Below are 17,384 nucleotides of genomic sequence, written 5' to 3'. Positions count from 1 at the left end.
GGACCGGCATCTTGCCACGAAACGACGCCGCACGACAGCGTTTGCAGTGCATCAAAATGACGCGCGGCCGCATTGGCGTATCCTGTGCGGCAAGCGCCAAAGCGTTGCGGACCGGGACACAAGATTCCGGCGCGCGCCACTGCCTCCACCTCCCCGGCGCACACGAAGGAGATACTGACGATGACATCCTCACGCGCCGACGGCGCACAGGCCCCGGCCGCTTCGGTCGACCAACCGGGTCCGACACCGCTCACCCTCACCCCCGGCAAACCGATCCGCCTCGCCAGAGGCGCGCTCATCGCCGAAGTGCAGCCGGGTTGCGGCGCGCGCCTGTCGCGTCTGGCGCGTCGCGACACCCGCGGCGACCTGTTCGACTATCTAGTACCGCTCGGCAATGAGCCATTTTCCTCCGATGAATGGCCCAAGGCCGGTGCGTTCCCAATGCTGCCGTATACCAATATGTTGCGCGACGATACGCTGCACTGGCGCGGGCAGACCATCGCCGTTCACGAGACGCCCGCTACGTCGAGTTCGTTACATGGCTGGGGGCTGCGACGTGCGTGGGAAGTCGTCGACGAAAGCGCCCATTGCTGCGTGCTGCAACTCGACAGCCCGGCGCAGCCCGAATGGCCCTGGCACTATCAGGCGTACCTTTCGGTGACGCTCGACGAGCAAGGTCTCGACATGCAGCTCTCGCTCACCAACCTCTCGGCGCAGGAGATGCCGGCGGGGCTCGGCCTGCACCCCTACTTCCGCTGGCCCGCCGGCGCGCGCGTGACGTTCGAATCCGAAGCGCTCTGGCGCTCGCCGTCGGAGGACATTCGCTGGCCGAGCGAGCAACGCGTGCACGTCGGGCCGATGGAAGTGGTGTCGGTCGGCGGCGGTCTCGACACCGGCGGACGCTCGACATGGTTCGCCGAAGTCCCCACCGAGTCGGGACGCTTCGACGCTCGCATCGACTACGCCGGCGGACTGCGCAGCGCCACCGTGCGCAGCGACGATGCGACCTGGCTCGTCCTGCACTCGCCCGCCGGTCGTCCCTATCTGTGTCTTGAACCGTCGACGCATCGCGTGGGCGAGTTCGACACCGACCACGAGGTGCTCGCTCACGGCCAGACACTCGATCTGTCGATGCGCATCGATCTGGCCTGATCCGAAAACAGACTTTCGCCGCCGCCAAAGAAAAACCCCGTCGCCCTTTCGGATCGACGGGGTTTTCCCGAAGACGGGTGCCGCATGCAATATGCGGCACCGCATCACAAACAACTTACTGGCAAGCCTCGCACTCTTCGAAGCCCGGGTCGCCCGGACGCATCGTGCAGACAGCGCCTTCGGCTTCCGGCATCGGCTGCGCCAGCGGCGAGGTCGGCTCGGCCGAGAAGCCACCCGACACACCACCCGAGCTCGGCACCGCGTTCAGCGCGCCGTGGCTGACCGTCGACTTCTCGACGTGCGTTGCGGCCATCGTACGGAGGTAGTACGTGGTCTTCAGTGCTCGCGTCCAGGCCAGCTTGTACGTCTCGTCGAGCTTCTTGCCCGACGCGCCTGCCATATAGATGTTCAGCGACTGCGCCTGATCGATCCACTTCTGACGACGCGACGCTGCCTCGACCAGCCACTTCGGCTCGACTTCGAACGCCGTGGCGTAGATCTCGCGCAGGTCGGCCGGCACGCGGTCGATACGAGCGAGCGAACCGTCGAAGTACTTCAGGTCGGCGACCATCACTTCGTCCCACAGACCGCGGGCCTTCAGGTCACGCACCAGGTACTCGTTCACCACCGTGAATTCGCCCGAGAGGTTCGACTTCACGTACAGGTTCTGGAACGTCGGTTCGATACAGGCCGACACGCCGATGATGTTCGAGATGGTGGCCGTCGGTGCGATGGCGACGCAGTTCGAGTTGCGCATGCCGTGCGCAGCAATGTGCTTGCGCAGGCTGTCCCACTCGAGCGTGCTCGACAGGTCGACATCGACGTAACCGCCACGCTCTTCCATCAGGAGCTTGAGCGAATCCTGCGGCAGGATGCCACGATCCCACAGCGAGCCCTTGTACGACGAGTACTGACCGCGTTCCTTGGCCAGCTCGGTCGACGCCCAGTAAGCGTAGTAGCAAACCGCTTCCATCGAACGGTCGGCGAACTCGACGGCGGCGTTCGACGCATACGGCGTACGCAGCAGGTGCAGGCAATCCTGGAAGCCCATGATGCCCATGCCCACCGGACGGTGATGCAGGTTCGAGTTGCGCGCCTTCGCCACCGCGTAGTAATTGATGTCGATGACGTTGTCGAGCATGCGCATCGCCACACGAATGGTGCGTTGCAGCTTCTCGTGATCCAGCTCGTAACCGTTGGCCGTCTGCTTCAGGTGAGCCACGAGGTTCACCGAGCCGAGGTTACACACGGCGATTTCCGTCTCGCTCGTGTTGAGCGTGATTTCCGTGCACAGGTTCGACGAGTGCACCACGCCCACGTGTTGCTGCGGCGAGCGGATGTTGCACGGGTCCTTGAACGTGATCCACGGATGGCCGGTTTCGAACAGCATGCCCAGCATCTTGCGCCACAGCGCTTGTGCCGGCACCTTCTTGAACAGCTTGATCTCGCCGCGTGCGGCCTTCTCTTCGTAAGCCGTGTAAGCCTGTTCGAAAGCCTTGCCGTACTTGTCGTGCAGATCCGGGCAGGTCGACGGCGAGAACAGCGTCCACTCCGCACCTTCCATTACGCGCTTCATGAACAGATCGGGAATCCAGTTCGCCGTGTTCATGTCGTGCGTACGGCGACGATCGTCACCCGTGTTCTTGCGCAGCTCCAGGAATTCTTCGATGTCCAGGTGCCACGTTTCCAGGTAGGCGCAGACCGCGCCCTTGCGCTTGCCACCCTGGTTCACGGCCACGGCCGTGTCGTTGACCACCTTGAGGAACGGCACCACGCCCTGGCTCTTGCCGTTCGTGCCCTTGATGTGCGAGCCGAGTGCGCGAACCTGCGTCCAGTCGTTGCCCAGACCGCCGGCGAACTTCGACAGCAGTGCGTTTTCCTTGAGCGCTTCGTAAATGCCTTCCAGATCGTCCGAGACGGTCGTCAGGTAGCACGACGAGAGCTGCGAGCGACGCGTGCCCGAGTTGAACAGCGTCGGCGTGGAGCTCATGAAGTCGAAGCTCGACAGGATCTGATAGAACTCGATCGCACGCGCTTCGCGCTCGACTTCGTTCAGCGCCAGACCCATGGCCACGCGCATGTAGAACGCCTGCGGCATTTCGATGCGATGGCTATCGATATGCAGGAAGTAGCGGTCGTACAGCGTTTGCAGGCCGAGGTAGTTGAATTGCAGGTCGCGGTTGGCGTCGAGCGCGGCAGCCAGCTTGGCCAGATCGAACGAGAGCAGTTGCTCGTCGAGCAGTTCGGCTTCAACGCCTTGCTTGATGAAACGCGGGAAGTACTCGATGTAACGCGCAGCCATCTCGCCCTGCGGCACTTCTTCGCCGAGGATTTCGCGGCGGATCGTGTGCATCAGGATACGCGCCGTGACCTGGCTGTACGCCGGTTCCTTCTCGATGAGGGTACGCGAGGCGAGAATCGCCGAATCGTAGACCTGCGACAGCGGCACGCCGTCGTACAGGTTCTTGATGGTCTCGGCCAGAATCGGCTCGGCGGTGACTTCACTGCCGAGATTGTCGCAGGCCGCGTTGACCACGCCGCGCAGTGCCGCCATGTCGAGCGGGCGCGACACACCGTTGTCGGTGACATGCAGCACCGGGGTGTCGGGTGTTGCCGCCTCTTGCGTGGCTTCGCCAGCGTGAGCGCGCTCTTGCGAACGCTTCTCGCGGTACAGCACATAGGCGCGGGCGACGTTGTGCTCGCCTTCGCGCATCAGCGCGAGTTCGACCTGATCCTGAATGTCTTCGATGTGGAACGTACCGCCGTTCGGGCGGCTGCGCACCAATGCGCGCACGACGTTTTCCGTCAACTGTTCCACGAGCTCGCGGACGCGTGCCGAAGCCGCACCCTGACCGCCGTTCACTGCCAGGAACGCCTTGGTCACGGCGATGGCGATCTTCGACGGCTCGAAACCCACCACCGTGCCGTTGCGTCGGATCACTTTGAAGTCGGCGTTGGTCGCCGGCTCGAATGCGCCCGTCGTCTGGGGCGCCGACGCACCCGTGCCACTGCCAGCGTTCGCGGCGGGCGTCGGGTTCGGGCGGGTGAGGTTTTCGTTAGTCTGCATGTAAAAACTCCCGTTCCAATGAGATGGTGCTGTTAGCGCACTTCCACCAGCAATACTGAGTACTGAAGTCGGCAAAAATGCGCCCTGGGGGCGCCGATGGAGCGAAGTGCTGAACACCGCACGACCGACGGACGGCCAAGGGTTCGAGGTGTCCGCTGCACGGCTTTGCTGCTGTGCCGCCCCACAAAACGCCGCAGGACAAGCACGGTATTGATGGATCTTGCTTCCCGGTCACTGACCACTATATGTAGTGGTTGGGGGCCGGATTGGCACTAAGTATAGTGGAGATGACGCACTCCGCAAAATCAAAAATTTCATTCCCGGGAAGGCCCGTCGGGTCTTCGTGTCAAGCAAAACCTGCCCCCCGGTGAGGGTTAATCTGCCTTCTGAAACGGCAGCGCCTCCGGTTCCAGCGCGGCCATCCGACGCAGCCGCTGCCACTCGAAATGCGGCCCCGGGTCCGTCTTCCGGCCAGGTGCTATATCGGCATGTCCGGCCACGGCTTGAATCGGATAATGCTCGCGCAAAACGCGCGTGAGCGCCGCCAATGTTGCGTACTGCGCCGGCGTGAAAGGCACGTCGTCCGTCCCCTCCAGTTCTACGCCGATCGAGAAATCGTTGCAGCGCGTGCGTCCCTCGAACGACGATGCGCCCGCATGCCACGCCCGCGCATCGCACGAGACGTACTGTTGCAACGCACCATCGCGACGCACCAGAAAATGCGACGACACATGCACGCCGCGAATCTCGTCGAAGAACGGATGCGCGTCGTGATCGAGCCGGTTCTGGAAGAACGCCGGAATCTCGTCGCCACCGAATTGCCCCGGCGGCAGCGAGATGTTGTGGACCACGAGCAAGCCGATGGGCATGCCTTGTGGACGCACGTCGAAGTTCGGCGACGGCAGGCGCTCCGCCTCCCGCACCCATCCTTCGGTGTCGAGCGTGAGCGTTGGCAGTTTGTCCGGTGCGTTCATGCGTCACCTCGCGAACACGCGGCGGCGATGTCGACACCGAAGCACCATCCGCATCGATGCATCAATGGTGACGGTCGAACAGATAGCGGCGGAGCAGACTGGGCAAACGGCCGGAGCGAAACGTTAGGGGACGCAGATGACTGGAGCATGACGGGCACAACGAACTCCCGTAGAGCGAGGGGTGGCATTGTAGCCCACTTGGCGTGACGTCGCCGGTGACCGGTCCGGTCGGGAAGTCCGCCGCGAGGCAGGCGAAGTCCCAGTGTCATGTGGGACTTCGTCCGAAACAAGTCGAAAAATAAAAAGGAAATTCCCAAAGAAGAAGCCCCTCGCCTGACCTGGCCGAGAGGCTTCCGTGGGCGTGTCCACGCCCGGGGATGGCACCGCGCTCGTGTCATACAACACGGACACCATCCCGCGCCGCTCACAGGTGCGACGCTAATGGCCGTTGCCGGCCGGTAAAACGCGTTGGCACTCTCAATAACGTCACTGTCCTTGGTCTCCCTCCGTACGATTTCAGGGGAACGCCGGAATCGCGGCCTCGATGCCCTCCATATGGGCTTCGGGGTGATGCTCCTTGAGCATCTCGCGAATCTCCTCGACGCGGCTCTCGCGCACATCCACCATCAGCAGGATCATGCCGCGCTCCAGCGGGTCACGAAACGCCTTGAGTCGCGAGTTCGGCACCGAGACACCGATCATGCTCGACACCCATGCGCCGAACAGCGCGCCGAGCGGTGCCGTCACGATCATCAATTCCCATTGGGGACGTGTGCCCACGATGGGGAAAAACGCCGCGACTGCACCGACTGCCAGACCACAGAAGCCGCCGATCACGAGCCCGGCTTCGGCGCCGTGCACGATATCGGAAGTCTGTAGCAGGTTAGCCTCGTGCAGTCCCTCCAGGTCCATTTCGTCACGTGCCATGAAGTGGATGTGACGCTCCTCGATCCGGGCGAGCAACAGATCGCTCATCGTGCGCTGGGCACTGGCCAGATCGGGAAGAAGGAAATACATCCGTCTGCGCATTAGCATGTTGCGCCCTCCTGTCGTCGCCCCGTTCGCCCGTGATACCTGTATGACGAATGGGGTCGGTTACTGTGTTTTAGTGCATGCGACAGGCATGCGCAAGCCGACGCACGCCGTGAGCGGCGATGCGCAGCGTTTGCAGGAAAACCGGGAAGCGGACGAGATGAGCAGAGATGCGCAGGGAGGCGCGATCGCTGCGCGGGCTGGCCGCGCAGCGGGACTCAGATGCGGTGTTCGCGCGCGAGGTAGGCGTCGCGATGCGCCGTGCTGCAAAAATGTTTGCCGCCGACACCCGACAACGATTCGCTTTCGGGAAGATAGGTATCGCACTCGCTGCAACGCACCATGCGCTCGGCAGGCGGCAGCGACTGTTGGGCCGTCGTACGGCTGCCATTGCCCTGCGGCGTGCGCATGCGCTCATTGCGCTGAGGGCCTTCGGAATTGCGCTTACGCTCGTTGTGGCGCATCCACCACGTCCCGGCAATAAGGAGCAACAGTAACAACAGGATATTGCGCATCGCGCTTCAAGTCTCCGTCATGCGATGCAGCACCACCTCAAGCACGAAGCGAGAACCGACATACGCCAGCAACAGCGCCACGAACGACGCCAGAACCCAACGCAGCGCGACCTTGCCGCGCCACCCGTAAAAATGCCGCCCCAGCAGCACCGCGCCGAACATCAGCCACGACACCACCGCGAACACGGTCTTGTGATCGATGCGCACCGCGCGCCCGAAGAGCGCCTCGGAGAACATCACGCCGGAGATCAGCGTCAGCGTGAGCAGCACGAACCCCGCGCCGATCAGACGGAACAGCAGTTTCTCCATCGTGAGCAGCGGCGGCAGCGTCTCGAGCCAGCGCGAGAGCCAGCCCGTCGCCTCGTTGCTGCGCGACGGATGCAGTTGGCGCTCGGCATAGATCATCAGCAATGCGTGCAGCGCCGCCAGCGCGAACAGCCCGTAGGCCATGTTGGCGATGATGAAGTGCGCCTTGAACACCGGATTGGCGGCAAAGCCCAGAATGCGCACGTCCGGAAAAATCATCGGCAACAGACACGCGACCGCCGCCACGGGTGTGACCATCAGTCGCAGGCTCTCGAGCGGAAAAAAGAAACTCTCGATCCAGTAAATGCCGACCGAGAGCCACAACATGGCCGAGAGCATGTACGCGAAACCGAAGTGCATGCTGTCGGCGCGGAAGATCGTCTGATGCAGCAACACCCCGTGCAGCAAGAGCGCGGCGAACAGCGAAAGCTGCATCGGCCAGCGCGAGGGCGTGCCCGTGACAGGCGCAGGCGCGACTTGTCCGCCCGCGAGTGCGAGCGCGGCGTCGCGCCGGTATCCTTGCCACGAACAAACCGCCAACCCGGCGTAGAGGATGGCGGTCAGCGCATACAGTAAAATAGTCATGTTTGAAGTTTACACCAGCCCATGAGGGGCGCGCTGCCGTGCTTGCCACCGCCGTCTACGGCCCGGGGGGCGGGCAACCGAGGCCGCTGAAGGTCTTACAGGATACGTTTCATGCTCGACAATCTCACTACTCGCCTTGCCAAAGTCGTCAAGACCCTGCGCGGCGAAGCCCGGCTGACCGAGGCCAACACGCAGGAAATGCTCCGCGAAGTGCGCCTCGCCCTGCTCGAGGCCGACGTCGCCCTGCCGGTGGTGCGCGATTTCACCGCCAAGGTGAAGGAAAAGGCCCTCGGTGAGGAAGTCATTTCCAGCCTGTCGCCGGGCCAGGCGCTCGTCGGTGTCGTCCAGCGCGAACTGACCGCGCTCATGGGCGGCGATTACGAAGGCCGCGCCGCCGAACTCAATCTCGCCACCACCCCGCCCGCCATCATCCTGATGGCCGGTTTGCAGGGGGCGGGTAAGACAACGACCGTCGGTAAGCTCGCCAAGCTGCTGCGCGCCCAGAAGAAGAAAGTCCTCACGGTTTCCACCGACGTCTACCGCCCCGCCGCTATCGCCCAGCTGGAGACGGTCACGAAGCAGGTCGACGCCGACTTCTTCCCGTCGCAACCCGACCAGAAGCCGGTCGATATCGCCCGCGCCGCCGTGGACTGGGCGCGTCGCCATCACCATGAAGTGCTGCTCGTCGATACGGCCGGCCGCCTGGGTATTGACGAAGCGATGATGCAGGAAATTAGTGCCCTGCACGCTGAGCTGAAACCGATCGAAACGCTGTTCGTCGTCGACGCCATGCTCGGTCAGGACGCCGTGAACACCGCCCGCGCCTTCAACGAGGCGCTGCCGCTCACCGGCGTGGTGCTCACCAAGCTCGACGGCGACTCGCGCGGCGGTGCGGCGCTGTCGGTGCGTCATGTCACGGGCAAGCCGATCAAGTTCGTCGGTGTCGGCGAAAAGCTCGACGGCCTCGAAGTCTTCTACCCGGATCGCATGGCGAACCGGATTCTCGGCATGGGCGACATTCTCGCGCTCGTCGAGGAGGCGCAGCGCGGCGTTGACGTTCAGGCCGCGCAAAAGCTCGCCGACAAGGTCAAGAAAGGCGGCGACTTCGATCTGAACGACTTCAAGGCGCAGATCGGCCAGATGAAGAAGATGGGCGGCCTGTCGTCGCTCATGGACAAGCTGCCGGCGCAGTTCCAGGCGGCGGCCAGCCAGACCAATATGGATCAGGCGGAGAAGCAGGTGCGCCGCATGGAAGGCATCATCAATTCGATGACGCCCGCCGAGCGCGCCAAGCCGGAACTGATCAAGGCGAGCCGCAAGCGTCGTATCGCCGCCGGTGCGGGCGTTCAGGTGCAGGAAGTCAACCGCATGCTGAATCAGTACGATCAGATGCGCACGATGATGAAGAAACTCAAAGGCGGTGGCATGATGAAGATGATGCGCAGCATGAAGGGCATGATGCCCGGCATGCGCTGATTGAGACTCATCCGGTCGCGGTCCGGTCTGAACTACGGGCTTTCCGTATATACTCCGGGCCGCACATAGCGAAACCCCCGCAACACCGTTCCACAGGGTCGCCCCATATGAACCGCGAAGAAGCGCTCGAAGTATTCCGTAATTCCGAAGAAATCGTCTCCGCAGACGAGGTCAACCGGTCCGTCGACACCATGGCCAAAGCCATCAAGGCAGCCGTCGGCGACGACTTCCCGATGGTGCTGTCGGTCATGGGCGGCGCGGCCGTCTTCACCGGCATGCTGTTGCCGCGTCTCGACTTCCCGCTCGAATTCGACTACATCCACCTCTCGCGCTACAACAACACCACCACCGGTGGTGCGATGCAGTGGCGCGTCGCGCCGCGCGACTCGGTGCGCGACCGCGTGGTGCTCGTGCTCGACGACATTCTCGACGAAGGTGCGACGATGGCGGCGATTCGCGATCGCATTCTCGAGATGGGTGCTTCGAAGTTCTACAGCGCCGTGCTGTGCGAGAAGATCCTGACGAAGGATAAGCCGTCGCATCCGGATTTCTGCGGCTTCACCGTGCCGGATCGCTACGTCTTCGGCTGCGGCATGGACGCCAAGGGATACTGGCGCAACCTGCCCGCGATTCGCGCGCTGACGACGCCGCGCTGATAAGCATGCAACGCCGTCGCCGGGTTCGTCCCGCGACAAATAAGAAAGGGGCCTGTTCACACAAGGCCCCTTTTCTTTTGCTTCGTCCGGCTACGTTCGTTGCTTGGATCGGTGTCAAAACTGGTGGACGAAGACCTTCACGCCCTTGAGGATCATCTCGACCGAGATCGCCACCAGAATCAGCCCCATCAACCGTTCGAACGCCGCCACGACCCGCGAGCCCAGCCATCGCTCGATACGATCGGCAAGCAACAGCACCACGGCGCACACGGCCATCGTCACGCTGAGCGCGGTAATCCATTCGAGCATGCGCCCCGGTTGCTGCGAGACCAGCAGCATGACGGTCGCGAGCGCCGACGGCCCGGCCAGCGCCGGAATCGCCAGCGGGACGATCAGTGGCTCACCGGCATCCGGCAGCGATCCGTGGTCGGGACGCGGAAAGATCATCCGCAGCGCGATGAGGAACAGCACGATGCCACCGGCGAGCTGCAACGACAGGTCGGTGAGGCTCATCATGCGCAGGAACCGCTCCCCCACCAGCATGAACAGCAGCAGGATCGCAAAGGCGATCAGCACCTCACGCACGATCACGCGCGGCCGTCGGCTCGCTGGCACGTTCTTCAGTGCATTCACGAAAATGGGGATGTTGCCGAACGGATCGGTAATCAACAGCAACAGCACGGTGGCCGACGCGAACGTGTATTCCATACAGACGACGCTTTCAGATATGACAACGGCAGCCGCCGGGGCGACTGCCGTCAGGTAATGCGCTTGTGCCGATACGCCGATACGCAGATACGCCGACGCGCGGCGCGAGAGCGCTGAGCGCAGTGTGGCGCGCCACCGGTCATCACCGGCAACGCGTCACACCTCACGCGATCAGACCGCCTTGGCGGCGCGCACGCGGCCGGTGACGACTTCCGCCACCGAGGCGGCGTCGAGCAACTGGGCTTCCGTGTCGCGACGGCCCTGATACTCGATCTTGCCTTCCTTCAGACCACGGTCGCCGATCACCACGCGATGCGGCACGCCGATCAGTTCCCAGTCCGCGAACATCACACCCGGACGCTCGCCACGGTCGTCGAGAATCACGTCGACGCCAGCGGCCACCAGATCTTCATACAGCTTGTCGGCGGCCGCGCGCACGGCGTCGCTGCGGTCGTAACCCATCGGGCACAGCACCACTTCGAACGGCGCAATCGATTCCGGCCAGATGATGCCGCGGTCGTCGAAGTTCTGCTCGATGGCCGCACCGAGAATACGCGTGACGCCAATGCCGTAGCAGCCCATCTCCATCGGTGCGGGCTTGCCGTTCTCGTCAAGGAACGTGGCGTTCATCGCCTCCGAGTACTTCGTCCCCAACTGGAACACGTGACCGACTTCGATGCCACGGCACAGCGCGATTTCGCCCTTGCCGTCCGGCGAGGCGTCGCCCGGCACGATGTTGCGCAGATCGGCGACGATTTCCGGTTCCGGCAGATCACGGCCCCAGTTCACGCCGGTGATGTGGAAGTCCTTCTCGTTCGCACCGACCACGAAGTCGCTCATGTGCGCGACGCTGCGATCCACCACGAGCTTGACGGGCTTCTTCGTGCCGATCGGGCCCAAGTAGCCCGGCGGCGTACCGAACCATTCAACGATCTCGGCTTCGCTTGCGAAGCGCAGTTCGCCCAGCCCCGGCACCTTGCTCGCCTTGATCTCGTTGAGCTCATGGTCGCCACGCAGCAACAGCAGCCAGACCTGCGTGCCAGTGTCTTCGCTGTCGGTGGCCAGCACGATCGACTTGACGGTGCGCGCCAGCGGGATCGAGAGCAACTCAGCGACGGCTTCGCACTTGGCCTTGCCCGGCGTTGCGGTCTTGGTCATGGCCTCAGCGGCAGCCGGACGCTCACCTTGCGGCGGCAGCGCTTCGGCCATCTCGACGTTGGCCGCGTAGTCCGACGTCGGGCAGTAGGCGATGGCGTCTTCACCGGTCTCGGCGATCACGTGAAATTCGTGCGAGCCGGAGCCGCCGATGGAGCCGTTGTCGGCCACCACAGCGCGGAACTCCAGACCCAGGCGCGTGAAGATGCGCACGTAAGCGTCGAACATCTTCTGATACGACACTTGCAGGCCGGCGCGGTCCTTATCGAAGGAGTAGGCGTCCTTCATGATGAACTCGCGACCACGCATCACGCCGAAACGCGGACGAATTTCGTCGCGGAACTTCGTCTGCACCTGATAGAAGTTCACCGGCAGTTGACGATAGCTCTTGATCTCGCGGCGAGCGATGTCCGTCACCACTTCCTCGTGGGTCGGGCCAACGACGAAGTCGCGGTCGTGACGATCTTTCAAACGAAGCAGTTCCGGGCCGTACTTCACCCAGCGGCCCGACTCCTGCCAGAGTTCGGCCGGTTGCACGGCTGGCATGAGCAGTTCCAGCGCGCCGGCGCGGTTCATTTCTTCACGGACGATGGCTTCGACCTTGCGGATCGAGCGCAGGCCGATCGGCAGGTAATCGTAGATGCCGCCGGCAACGCGGCGAATCATGCCGGCACGCATCATCAGCTTGTGGCTGACGATTTCGGCGTCGGCGGGAGCTTCCTTGAGGGTGCCGATGAAGAAACGAGAGGCTTTCATGCAGATTTCCGGGAAAAAATAGGGTCAACGGCGCACGCGACGGTTCGGTCTGATGCAGGGAAGCGGGGCCGGGGGGATACGGATTGACTGCGGATTGACGTCATGCGCCATCTTCGCATCCCTTGAGACACCCGCCGGCCGTACGCGCCGCCCCGGTTACCCGAGCCGCCGCCGGCCGCCGCGCCGGTGATTATCTGTTTATAATCGAAGCAATTTTAAAGGATTCAAGGGTGGTTGTATGCTGGACCGTGAAGGCTTTCGCCCGAACGTCGGCATCATCCTCTTAAACGCACGCAATGAAGTGTTCTGGGGCAAGCGGCTGGGCGAGCACTCCTGGCAGTTCCCGCAAGGCGGCATCAAGTACGGCGAAACGCCAGAACAGGCCATGTTCCGAGAATTGCACGAGGAAACCGGGCTAAAGCCAGAACACGTCAAAATCATCGGTCGCACGCGCGACTGGCTGCGTTACGAGGTGCCGGACAAGTTCATCAAACGCGAAGTGCGCGGACATTACCGGGGCCAGAAGCAGATCTGGTTCCTGCTGCGCATGGTCGGACGCGACTGCGATATCTGCTTGCGCGCAACCGATCATCCCGAGTTCGACGCCTGGCGTTGGAACGAATACTGGGTGCCGCTCGACGCCGTGATCGAATTCAAGCGCGAGGTGTATCAGCTCGCCCTGAACGAACTCTCGCGCTATCTGCGACGCACGGCCGCACGCGCCCAGCAGGACCGGCGACGGTTTCCGCGCGCCGGTGCCCGGGTCGGCGAGATGCCGCCGGGGGCTACGGATGCGTCGCACGAGCAGGAAGACAGCTACGGCGGCGGCAATTTCGGCGATTGCGGCGACTGTGACGGCAGCAACACCGCCGATCCGGCCGCCAACGCTGGCAATGCCGACAGCGCCGACAGTGCCGACCTTCAGCACCGCCGGGGGCACTGAACCGGACGGCTGACGGCCTGTCTCAACACCGGACGCGGGCACCGTTGCCCGCGCCGGCTTTTTTTTGATCTCTCGACCACATTCCCATGCGTCCTTCGATTGCCCGCCGCGCCCCGCGCCTGGCCACGTTTGTCTCTCTGGCCGCGCTGGCGCTGATCGCCGCCTGCAGCAGCGTGTCCCAGCCCGTTCAGGACTTTGACGAATACATGGCGCAGCAGGAAGCCGCCAAGGGCAAGTGGAAGGAGTCGGACTTCAAGATGCCGACCACCGCGCCGCAGGACGCCGATCTGATCAGCTTCTCCACACTTCCGAACGCCACGCTCGACTACGCCATCGACGCGAAGTCCGTCGAAGTCACCCGGGAAGACGGTGTGGTGCGCTACATCGCCGTGATCCGCAGCAAGAGCGGTGCCCGCAACGTGTCGTACGAAGGCATCCACTGCTCGTCGTTCGAATCGCGGCTGTACGCGACCGGCCGTCCGGACGGCACGTGGGCACCTGCGCGCAACAGCGAATGGCGTCCGATCAAGCCGTACGGCTCGACCGCGTATCAGGGCATTCTGTACCGCGACTTCCTCTGTCAGGACAAGACGCCGTACGGCTCCGCCAAGGACATCGTCCAGAACCTGCGCTATCCGACGACGCCCGCCGCCTATCGCTAAGTCTGTGCCGTACGACGCCGCCACATCGACGGCGTCCGAGACAAAAAACGCCGGTCACGTATCACGTGCCGGCGTTTTTTGTCCCTGACGGTCTGCGTGGATGCGGATCAGCGCAGGATCAGGTTGTCGCGATGAATCAGTTCGGGCTCGTTCGCAAAGCCGAGCACCTGTTCGATGTCGCTGCTCGGGTGACGACGAATGAGGCGCGTCTCCGAGGCACTGTAGTTGGACAGGCCGCGCGCGACCTCATGGCCCGCCTCGTCGATGCACGAGATGACTTCGCCACGAGCAAACGTCCCTTCGACGTCGATCACGCCGATCGGCAGCAGGCTCTTGCCCTCTTCCATCAGCTTCTTGCACGCGCCTGCGTCGATCACCACGCGACCGCGCACCTGAAGGTGATCGGCCATCCATTGCTTGCGGGCCGTCAGCACCGCCGTGCGCGCTACCAGTTGCGTGCCGATGGCTTCACCGCCGGCCAGACGCACCAGTACGTCCGCTTCGCGGCCCGATGCGATCACCGTGTGCGCCCCGCTCGTCGCTGCGCGCTTGGCCGCCAGAATCTTCGTCAGCATGCCGCCGCGACCGATGTTCGTGCCTGCACCACCCGCCATCGCTTCGAGGCGTTCGTCCCCCGCTTCGGCTTCGTGCACAAACTCGGCATCCGGATTTTTGCGAGGATCGGCCGTGTAGAGGCCCGACTGGTCGGTCAGGATGACGAGCGCATCGCCGTCGATCAGGTTCGTGACCAGCGCGCCGAGCGTGTCGTTGTCGCCGAACTTGATTTCGTCGGTCACGACCGTGTCGTTTTCGTTGATGATCGGCACCACACCCAGACGCAGCAGCGTGAGCAGCGTCGTACGCGCGTTCAGATAGCGTTCGCGGTCGGCCAGATCGGCGTGGGTGAGAAGAATCTGCGCCGTACGCACACCATGCTCGGCGAAACGCGTCTCGTAGACTTGCGCGAGTCCCATCTGACCGACGGCGGCAGCCGCCTGCAATTCGTCGATGGCCTTCGGGCGCTTGGCCCAGCCCAGACGCTGCATCCCCTCCGCAATCGCGCCCGAACTCACGAGCACGACCTGCTTTGGCGGACGTCCGTCACCCCCATGCCGCAATGCGGCGATCTGCTGCGCCCAACGCGCAATGGCGACATCATCCAGCCCGCGACCGTCGTTGGTCACGAGACTGGAGCCCACTTTCACCACGAGCCGCTTGGCATCGGCGATGACCGAACGCATGGACCTGGATTCTCCTGCGGATGTATTGGGAAGACGAGACCGCCATACCCCGGGACGATGCCGCGCATGCGGATCGTCTCTCATTGGGCCACAGCAGCCGGATCGCTGGCGTTGGCGCAAGGTCCGGGACCTGATGACGTTCGGGACCTTACAGCGTCAGCGCCAGCGTATGAGTGATGTGGAGTTTACGCCTTTGGCGTGTCGTCCGTTGGGGTTTGTGGTGCAGCGTCGGCGGCCGGCGTGCCGCTACCGGCACGGAAACGCGGATCGGCGGCGGCGTCTTCGATCGCTTCTTCGACCGCGCCACGCTGCTGGTACAGATATTCCTGCACCGCCAGACACAGCTTCTCGCAGCCTTCGCCCGTCAGCGCGGAGATCTCGAAGGTCGGGCCGTTCCAGCCGTAGCGTGCCTTGAAGTCGGCAACGCGTTCTTCGCGTTCCGCTTCGGGGAGCATGTCGACCTTGTTGAGCACCAGCCAACGCGGCTTCTGGAACAGCTCTTCGTCGTACTTCTGCAATTCGAGAACGATGGCTTTCGCGTCCGCCACCGGATCGACGCCTTCGTCGAACGGCGCAATGTCCACGATGTGCAGCAACAGACCGGTGCGCTGCAAGTGACGCAGAAACTGGTGGCCGAGGCCCGCGCCTTCCGCCGCACCTTCGATCAGCCCCGGAATATCGGCGATCACGAAGCTTCGGCCCGGTGCCGTACGCACGACACCCAGATTGGGGTGCAACGTCGTGAACGGATAGTCCGCGACCTTCGGACGCGCGTTCGACACCGACGAGATAAACGTCGACTTGCCCGCATTGGGCATACCGAGCAGACCGACGTCCGCGAGCACTTTCAGCTCAAGCTGGAGCATGCGGCGCTCACCGGGCTTGCCGGGCGTCGTCTGACGCGGTGCGCGGTTCGTGCTCGATTTGAAATGGATGTTACCCAGACCGCCCGCACCGCCCTGCGCGAGGACCACTTCCTGACCGTGCTCGGTCAGGTCGGCGATGGTCTCGCCCGTGTCCATGTCAGTGATGATGGTGCCCACCGGCATACGCAGCGTGATGTCGTCGCCGCCCTTGCCGTAGCAGTCCGAACCGCGACCGCGCTCACCGTCCTTCGCCAGATGCTTCTTCGAATAACGGTAGTCGATCAGGGTGTTGATGTTGCGATCCGCCACGGCGAGCACGCTGCCGCCACGACCGCCGTCGCCGCCGTCAGGTCCGCCGAACGGCACGAATTTCTCACGGCGCATCGATGCCGAGCCGTTGCCGCCGTCTCCGGCGATCACCTCGATTCGCGCTGCGTCAATGAATTTCATGTGGGTCCGTCCCGCTTAACGACCGTCCGCAGACGATCCAGAATACTGTTCGATGATCCACGCCGAACGCTGCATCACAGTGCGCGCCGGCGGGAGAAACAAAAAAGGCTCCGCATGGAAGCGGAGCCTTTTGGTGGCAAAAGGCTTAGCTTACGCTGCCGCTACCACGCTAACCACTTGCTTCTTCGCTGCGCCCTTGACGGCGAATTGCACGTGGCCGTCGGCCAGTGCAAACAGCGTGTGGTCCTTACCGATACCGACGTTTTCGCCGGCATGCATACGCGTACCGCGTTGGCGAACGATGATGCCGCCAGCCAGGATTGCCTGACCGCCGTACACCTTCACGCCGAGGCGCTTCGACTCGGAATCGCGGCCGTTACGGGACGATCCGCCTGCTTTTTTGTGTGCCATGACTTAACTCCTTACCTAGCTCGATCGATTAGCCGTTGATGCTGTCGATGCGCAGCTCGGTGTAGTTTTGGCGATGGCCTTGACGCTTTTGGTAGTGCTTGCGACGGCGCATCTTGAAAATCTTCACCTTGGGGTGACGACCCTGGGCGACAACGGTAGCCTTGACGGAAGCCCCAGTGACCAACGGCGCACCGAACTTAATCGATTCGCCCTCGCCAACGGCGAGAACCTGGTCAATGGTGATTTCAGCGCCAATGTCAGCCGGTATCTGTTCTACTTTGAGCTTTTCGCCAGCAGCAACCTTATATTGCTTACCGCCGGTTTTTATGACCGCGTACATTGTTGAACCTCACTCATAAACAAGAGAATTTCCGTGCAGACCGAGGGTCCCGAAAGGACACCAGCTACCGGTCGAACACCTCCGCCGCA

16 protein-coding genes are annotated in these 17,384 nt (G+C 63.1%); 5 read left to right on the top strand and 11 right to left on the bottom strand.

From position 1 onward, the window contains the following. Window positions 1–180: 180 nt before the first annotated feature. Window positions 181–1,152 (top strand): aldose epimerase family protein, encoded by a 972-nt coding sequence (locus tag PAQ31011_RS11070; RefSeq protein ID WP_150575902.1) that lies wholly within the window; start codon window positions 181–183, stop codon window positions 1,150–1,152. A 115-nt stretch (window positions 1,153–1,267) separates the two neighbouring features. Here the strand turns inward: PAQ31011_RS11070 and PAQ31011_RS11065 are convergent, their stop codons facing one another. From PAQ31011_RS11065 to PAQ31011_RS11045, 5 genes are all read right to left on the bottom strand, one after another. Beyond that, window positions 1,268–4,219 (bottom strand): ribonucleoside-diphosphate reductase subunit alpha, encoded by a 2,952-nt coding sequence (locus PAQ31011_RS11065; RefSeq protein WP_150575901.1) that lies wholly within the window; start codon window positions 4,217–4,219, stop codon window positions 1,268–1,270. 374 nt (window positions 4,220–4,593) lie between these two features. After that, window positions 4,594–5,193, bottom strand: a complete 600-nt coding sequence (gene ampD, locus PAQ31011_RS11060) for a 1,6-anhydro-N-acetylmuramyl-L-alanine amidase AmpD (RefSeq protein ID WP_150575900.1) — start codon at window positions 5,191–5,193, stop codon at window positions 4,594–4,596. A 516-nt stretch (window positions 5,194–5,709) separates the two neighbouring features. Further along, window positions 5,710–6,222, bottom strand: coding sequence for a DUF1269 domain-containing protein (locus PAQ31011_RS11055; RefSeq protein ID WP_150576417.1), 513 nt, complete (start codon window positions 6,220–6,222; stop codon window positions 5,710–5,712). A gap of 221 nt (window positions 6,223–6,443) precedes the next feature. Next, window positions 6,444–6,740, bottom strand: a complete 297-nt coding sequence (locus PAQ31011_RS11050; protein ID WP_150575899.1) for a PP0621 family protein — start codon at window positions 6,738–6,740, stop codon at window positions 6,444–6,446. Window positions 6,741–6,746: 6 nt separating this feature from the next. Further along, on the bottom strand, window positions 6,747–7,631 hold the full coding sequence (locus PAQ31011_RS11045; protein WP_150575898.1) for a cytochrome C assembly family protein: 885 nt from the start codon (window positions 7,629–7,631) through the stop codon (window positions 6,747–6,749). A 111-nt stretch (window positions 7,632–7,742) separates the two neighbouring features. On the opposite strand from PAQ31011_RS11045, the gene ffh reads away from it, so the two are divergent. Next, entirely contained in the window at window positions 7,743–9,107 is a 1,365-nt protein-coding gene (ffh, locus tag PAQ31011_RS11040; protein ID WP_150575897.1) for a signal recognition particle protein, read from the top strand. A 107-nt stretch (window positions 9,108–9,214) separates the two neighbouring features. Further along, on the top strand, window positions 9,215–9,763 hold the full coding sequence (locus PAQ31011_RS11035) for a hypoxanthine-guanine phosphoribosyltransferase (protein ID WP_039393295.1): 549 nt from the start codon (window positions 9,215–9,217) through the stop codon (window positions 9,761–9,763). Window positions 9,764–9,877: 114 nt separating this feature from the next. On the opposite strand, the gene PAQ31011_RS11030 is transcribed toward PAQ31011_RS11035, so the two are convergent. Together PAQ31011_RS11030 and PAQ31011_RS11025 are read right to left on the bottom strand one after the other, a co-directional pair. Then, window positions 9,878–10,471 carry a MarC family protein gene (locus PAQ31011_RS11030; protein ID WP_039393298.1) on the bottom strand — a complete coding sequence of 198 codons (594 nt, stop codon included), beginning with the start codon at window positions 10,469–10,471 and terminating at the stop codon, window positions 9,878–9,880. Window positions 10,472–10,642: 171 nt separating this feature from the next. Beyond that, window positions 10,643–12,382, bottom strand: coding sequence for a proline--tRNA ligase (locus PAQ31011_RS11025; RefSeq protein WP_150575896.1), 1,740 nt, complete (start codon window positions 12,380–12,382; stop codon window positions 10,643–10,645). A 238-nt stretch (window positions 12,383–12,620) separates the two neighbouring features. Here PAQ31011_RS11025 and PAQ31011_RS11020 point away from each other — a divergent pair, with 238 nt between their 5' ends. Further along, complete coding sequence (locus tag PAQ31011_RS11020; protein WP_425495101.1) at window positions 12,621–13,325, top strand: RNA pyrophosphohydrolase; 705 nt, start codon at window positions 12,621–12,623, stop codon at window positions 13,323–13,325. Window positions 13,326–13,411: 86 nt separating this feature from the next. Then, window positions 13,412–13,987, top strand: coding sequence for a CNP1-like family protein (locus PAQ31011_RS11015; RefSeq protein WP_150575895.1), 576 nt, complete (start codon window positions 13,412–13,414; stop codon window positions 13,985–13,987). Window positions 13,988–14,094: 107 nt separating this feature from the next. Here the strand turns inward: PAQ31011_RS11015 and proB are convergent, their stop codons facing one another. The 4 genes from proB to rplU all read right to left on the bottom strand — a co-directional run bounded on the left by proB (window position 14,095) and on the right by rplU (window position 17,295). Further along, window positions 14,095–15,228 carry a glutamate 5-kinase gene (gene proB, locus PAQ31011_RS11010; RefSeq protein WP_150575894.1) on the bottom strand — a complete coding sequence of 378 codons (1,134 nt, stop codon included), beginning with the start codon at window positions 15,226–15,228 and terminating at the stop codon, window positions 14,095–14,097. 185 nt (window positions 15,229–15,413) lie between these two features. Beyond that, on the bottom strand, window positions 15,414–16,544 hold the full coding sequence (cgtA, locus tag PAQ31011_RS11005; RefSeq protein WP_150575893.1) for an Obg family GTPase CgtA: 1,131 nt from the start codon (window positions 16,542–16,544) through the stop codon (window positions 15,414–15,416). 150 nt (window positions 16,545–16,694) lie between these two features. Then, window positions 16,695–16,955, bottom strand: a complete 261-nt coding sequence (gene rpmA / locus PAQ31011_RS11000; RefSeq protein ID WP_039393311.1) for a 50S ribosomal protein L27 — start codon at window positions 16,953–16,955, stop codon at window positions 16,695–16,697. Window positions 16,956–16,983: 28 nt separating this feature from the next. Next, on the bottom strand, window positions 16,984–17,295 hold the full coding sequence (gene rplU / locus PAQ31011_RS10995; protein ID WP_039393314.1) for a 50S ribosomal protein L21: 312 nt from the start codon (window positions 17,293–17,295) through the stop codon (window positions 16,984–16,986). Window positions 17,296–17,384 lie beyond the last annotated feature (89 nt).

The organism is Pandoraea aquatica (assembly GCF_902459565.1).
In the GTDB taxonomy this organism is placed as follows: Bacteria; Pseudomonadota; Gammaproteobacteria; order Burkholderiales; family Burkholderiaceae; genus Pandoraea; species Pandoraea aquatica.
Note: the sequence above shows the minus strand (reverse complement) of the source record. Positions and strands in the feature narration are given on the sequence as shown.

Bases quoted from the DNA above. Each gene is read 5' to 3' on its own strand.
- PAQ31011_RS11070 (WP_150575902.1), top strand. From the start codon at position 181: ATGACATCCTCACGCGCCGACGGCGCACAGGCCCCGGCCGCTTCGGTC.
- PAQ31011_RS11065 (WP_150575901.1), bottom strand. From the start codon at position 4,219: ATGCAGACTAACGAAAACCTCACCCGCCCGAACCCGACGCCCGCCGCG.
- ampD (WP_150575900.1), bottom strand. From the start codon at position 5,193: ATGAACGCACCGGACAAACTGCCAACGCTCACGCTCGACACCGAAGGA.
- PAQ31011_RS11055 (WP_150576417.1), bottom strand. From the start codon at position 6,222: ATGCGCAGACGGATGTATTTCCTTCTTCCCGATCTGGCCAGTGCCCAG.
- PAQ31011_RS11050 (WP_150575899.1), bottom strand. From the start codon at position 6,740: ATGCGCAATATCCTGTTGTTACTGTTGCTCCTTATTGCCGGGACGTGG.
- PAQ31011_RS11045 (WP_150575898.1), bottom strand. From the start codon at position 7,631: ATGACTATTTTACTGTATGCGCTGACCGCCATCCTCTACGCCGGGTTG.
- ffh (WP_150575897.1), top strand. From the start codon at position 7,743: ATGCTCGACAATCTCACTACTCGCCTTGCCAAAGTCGTCAAGACCCTG.
- PAQ31011_RS11035 (WP_039393295.1), top strand. From the start codon at position 9,215: ATGAACCGCGAAGAAGCGCTCGAAGTATTCCGTAATTCCGAAGAAATC.
- PAQ31011_RS11030 (WP_039393298.1), bottom strand. From the start codon at position 10,471: ATGGAATACACGTTCGCGTCGGCCACCGTGCTGTTGCTGTTGATTACC.
- PAQ31011_RS11025 (WP_150575896.1), bottom strand. From the start codon at position 12,382: ATGAAAGCCTCTCGTTTCTTCATCGGCACCCTCAAGGAAGCTCCCGCC.
- PAQ31011_RS11020 (WP_425495101.1), top strand. From the start codon at position 12,621: ATGCTGGACCGTGAAGGCTTTCGCCCGAACGTCGGCATCATCCTCTTA.
- PAQ31011_RS11015 (WP_150575895.1), top strand. From the start codon at position 13,412: ATGCGTCCTTCGATTGCCCGCCGCGCCCCGCGCCTGGCCACGTTTGTC.
- proB (WP_150575894.1), bottom strand. From the start codon at position 15,228: ATGCGTTCGGTCATCGCCGATGCCAAGCGGCTCGTGGTGAAAGTGGGC.
- cgtA (WP_150575893.1), bottom strand. From the start codon at position 16,544: ATGAAATTCATTGACGCAGCGCGAATCGAGGTGATCGCCGGAGACGGC.
- rpmA (WP_039393311.1), bottom strand. From the start codon at position 16,955: ATGGCACACAAAAAAGCAGGCGGATCGTCCCGTAACGGCCGCGATTCC.
- rplU (WP_039393314.1), bottom strand. From the start codon at position 17,295: ATGTACGCGGTCATAAAAACCGGCGGTAAGCAATATAAGGTTGCTGCT.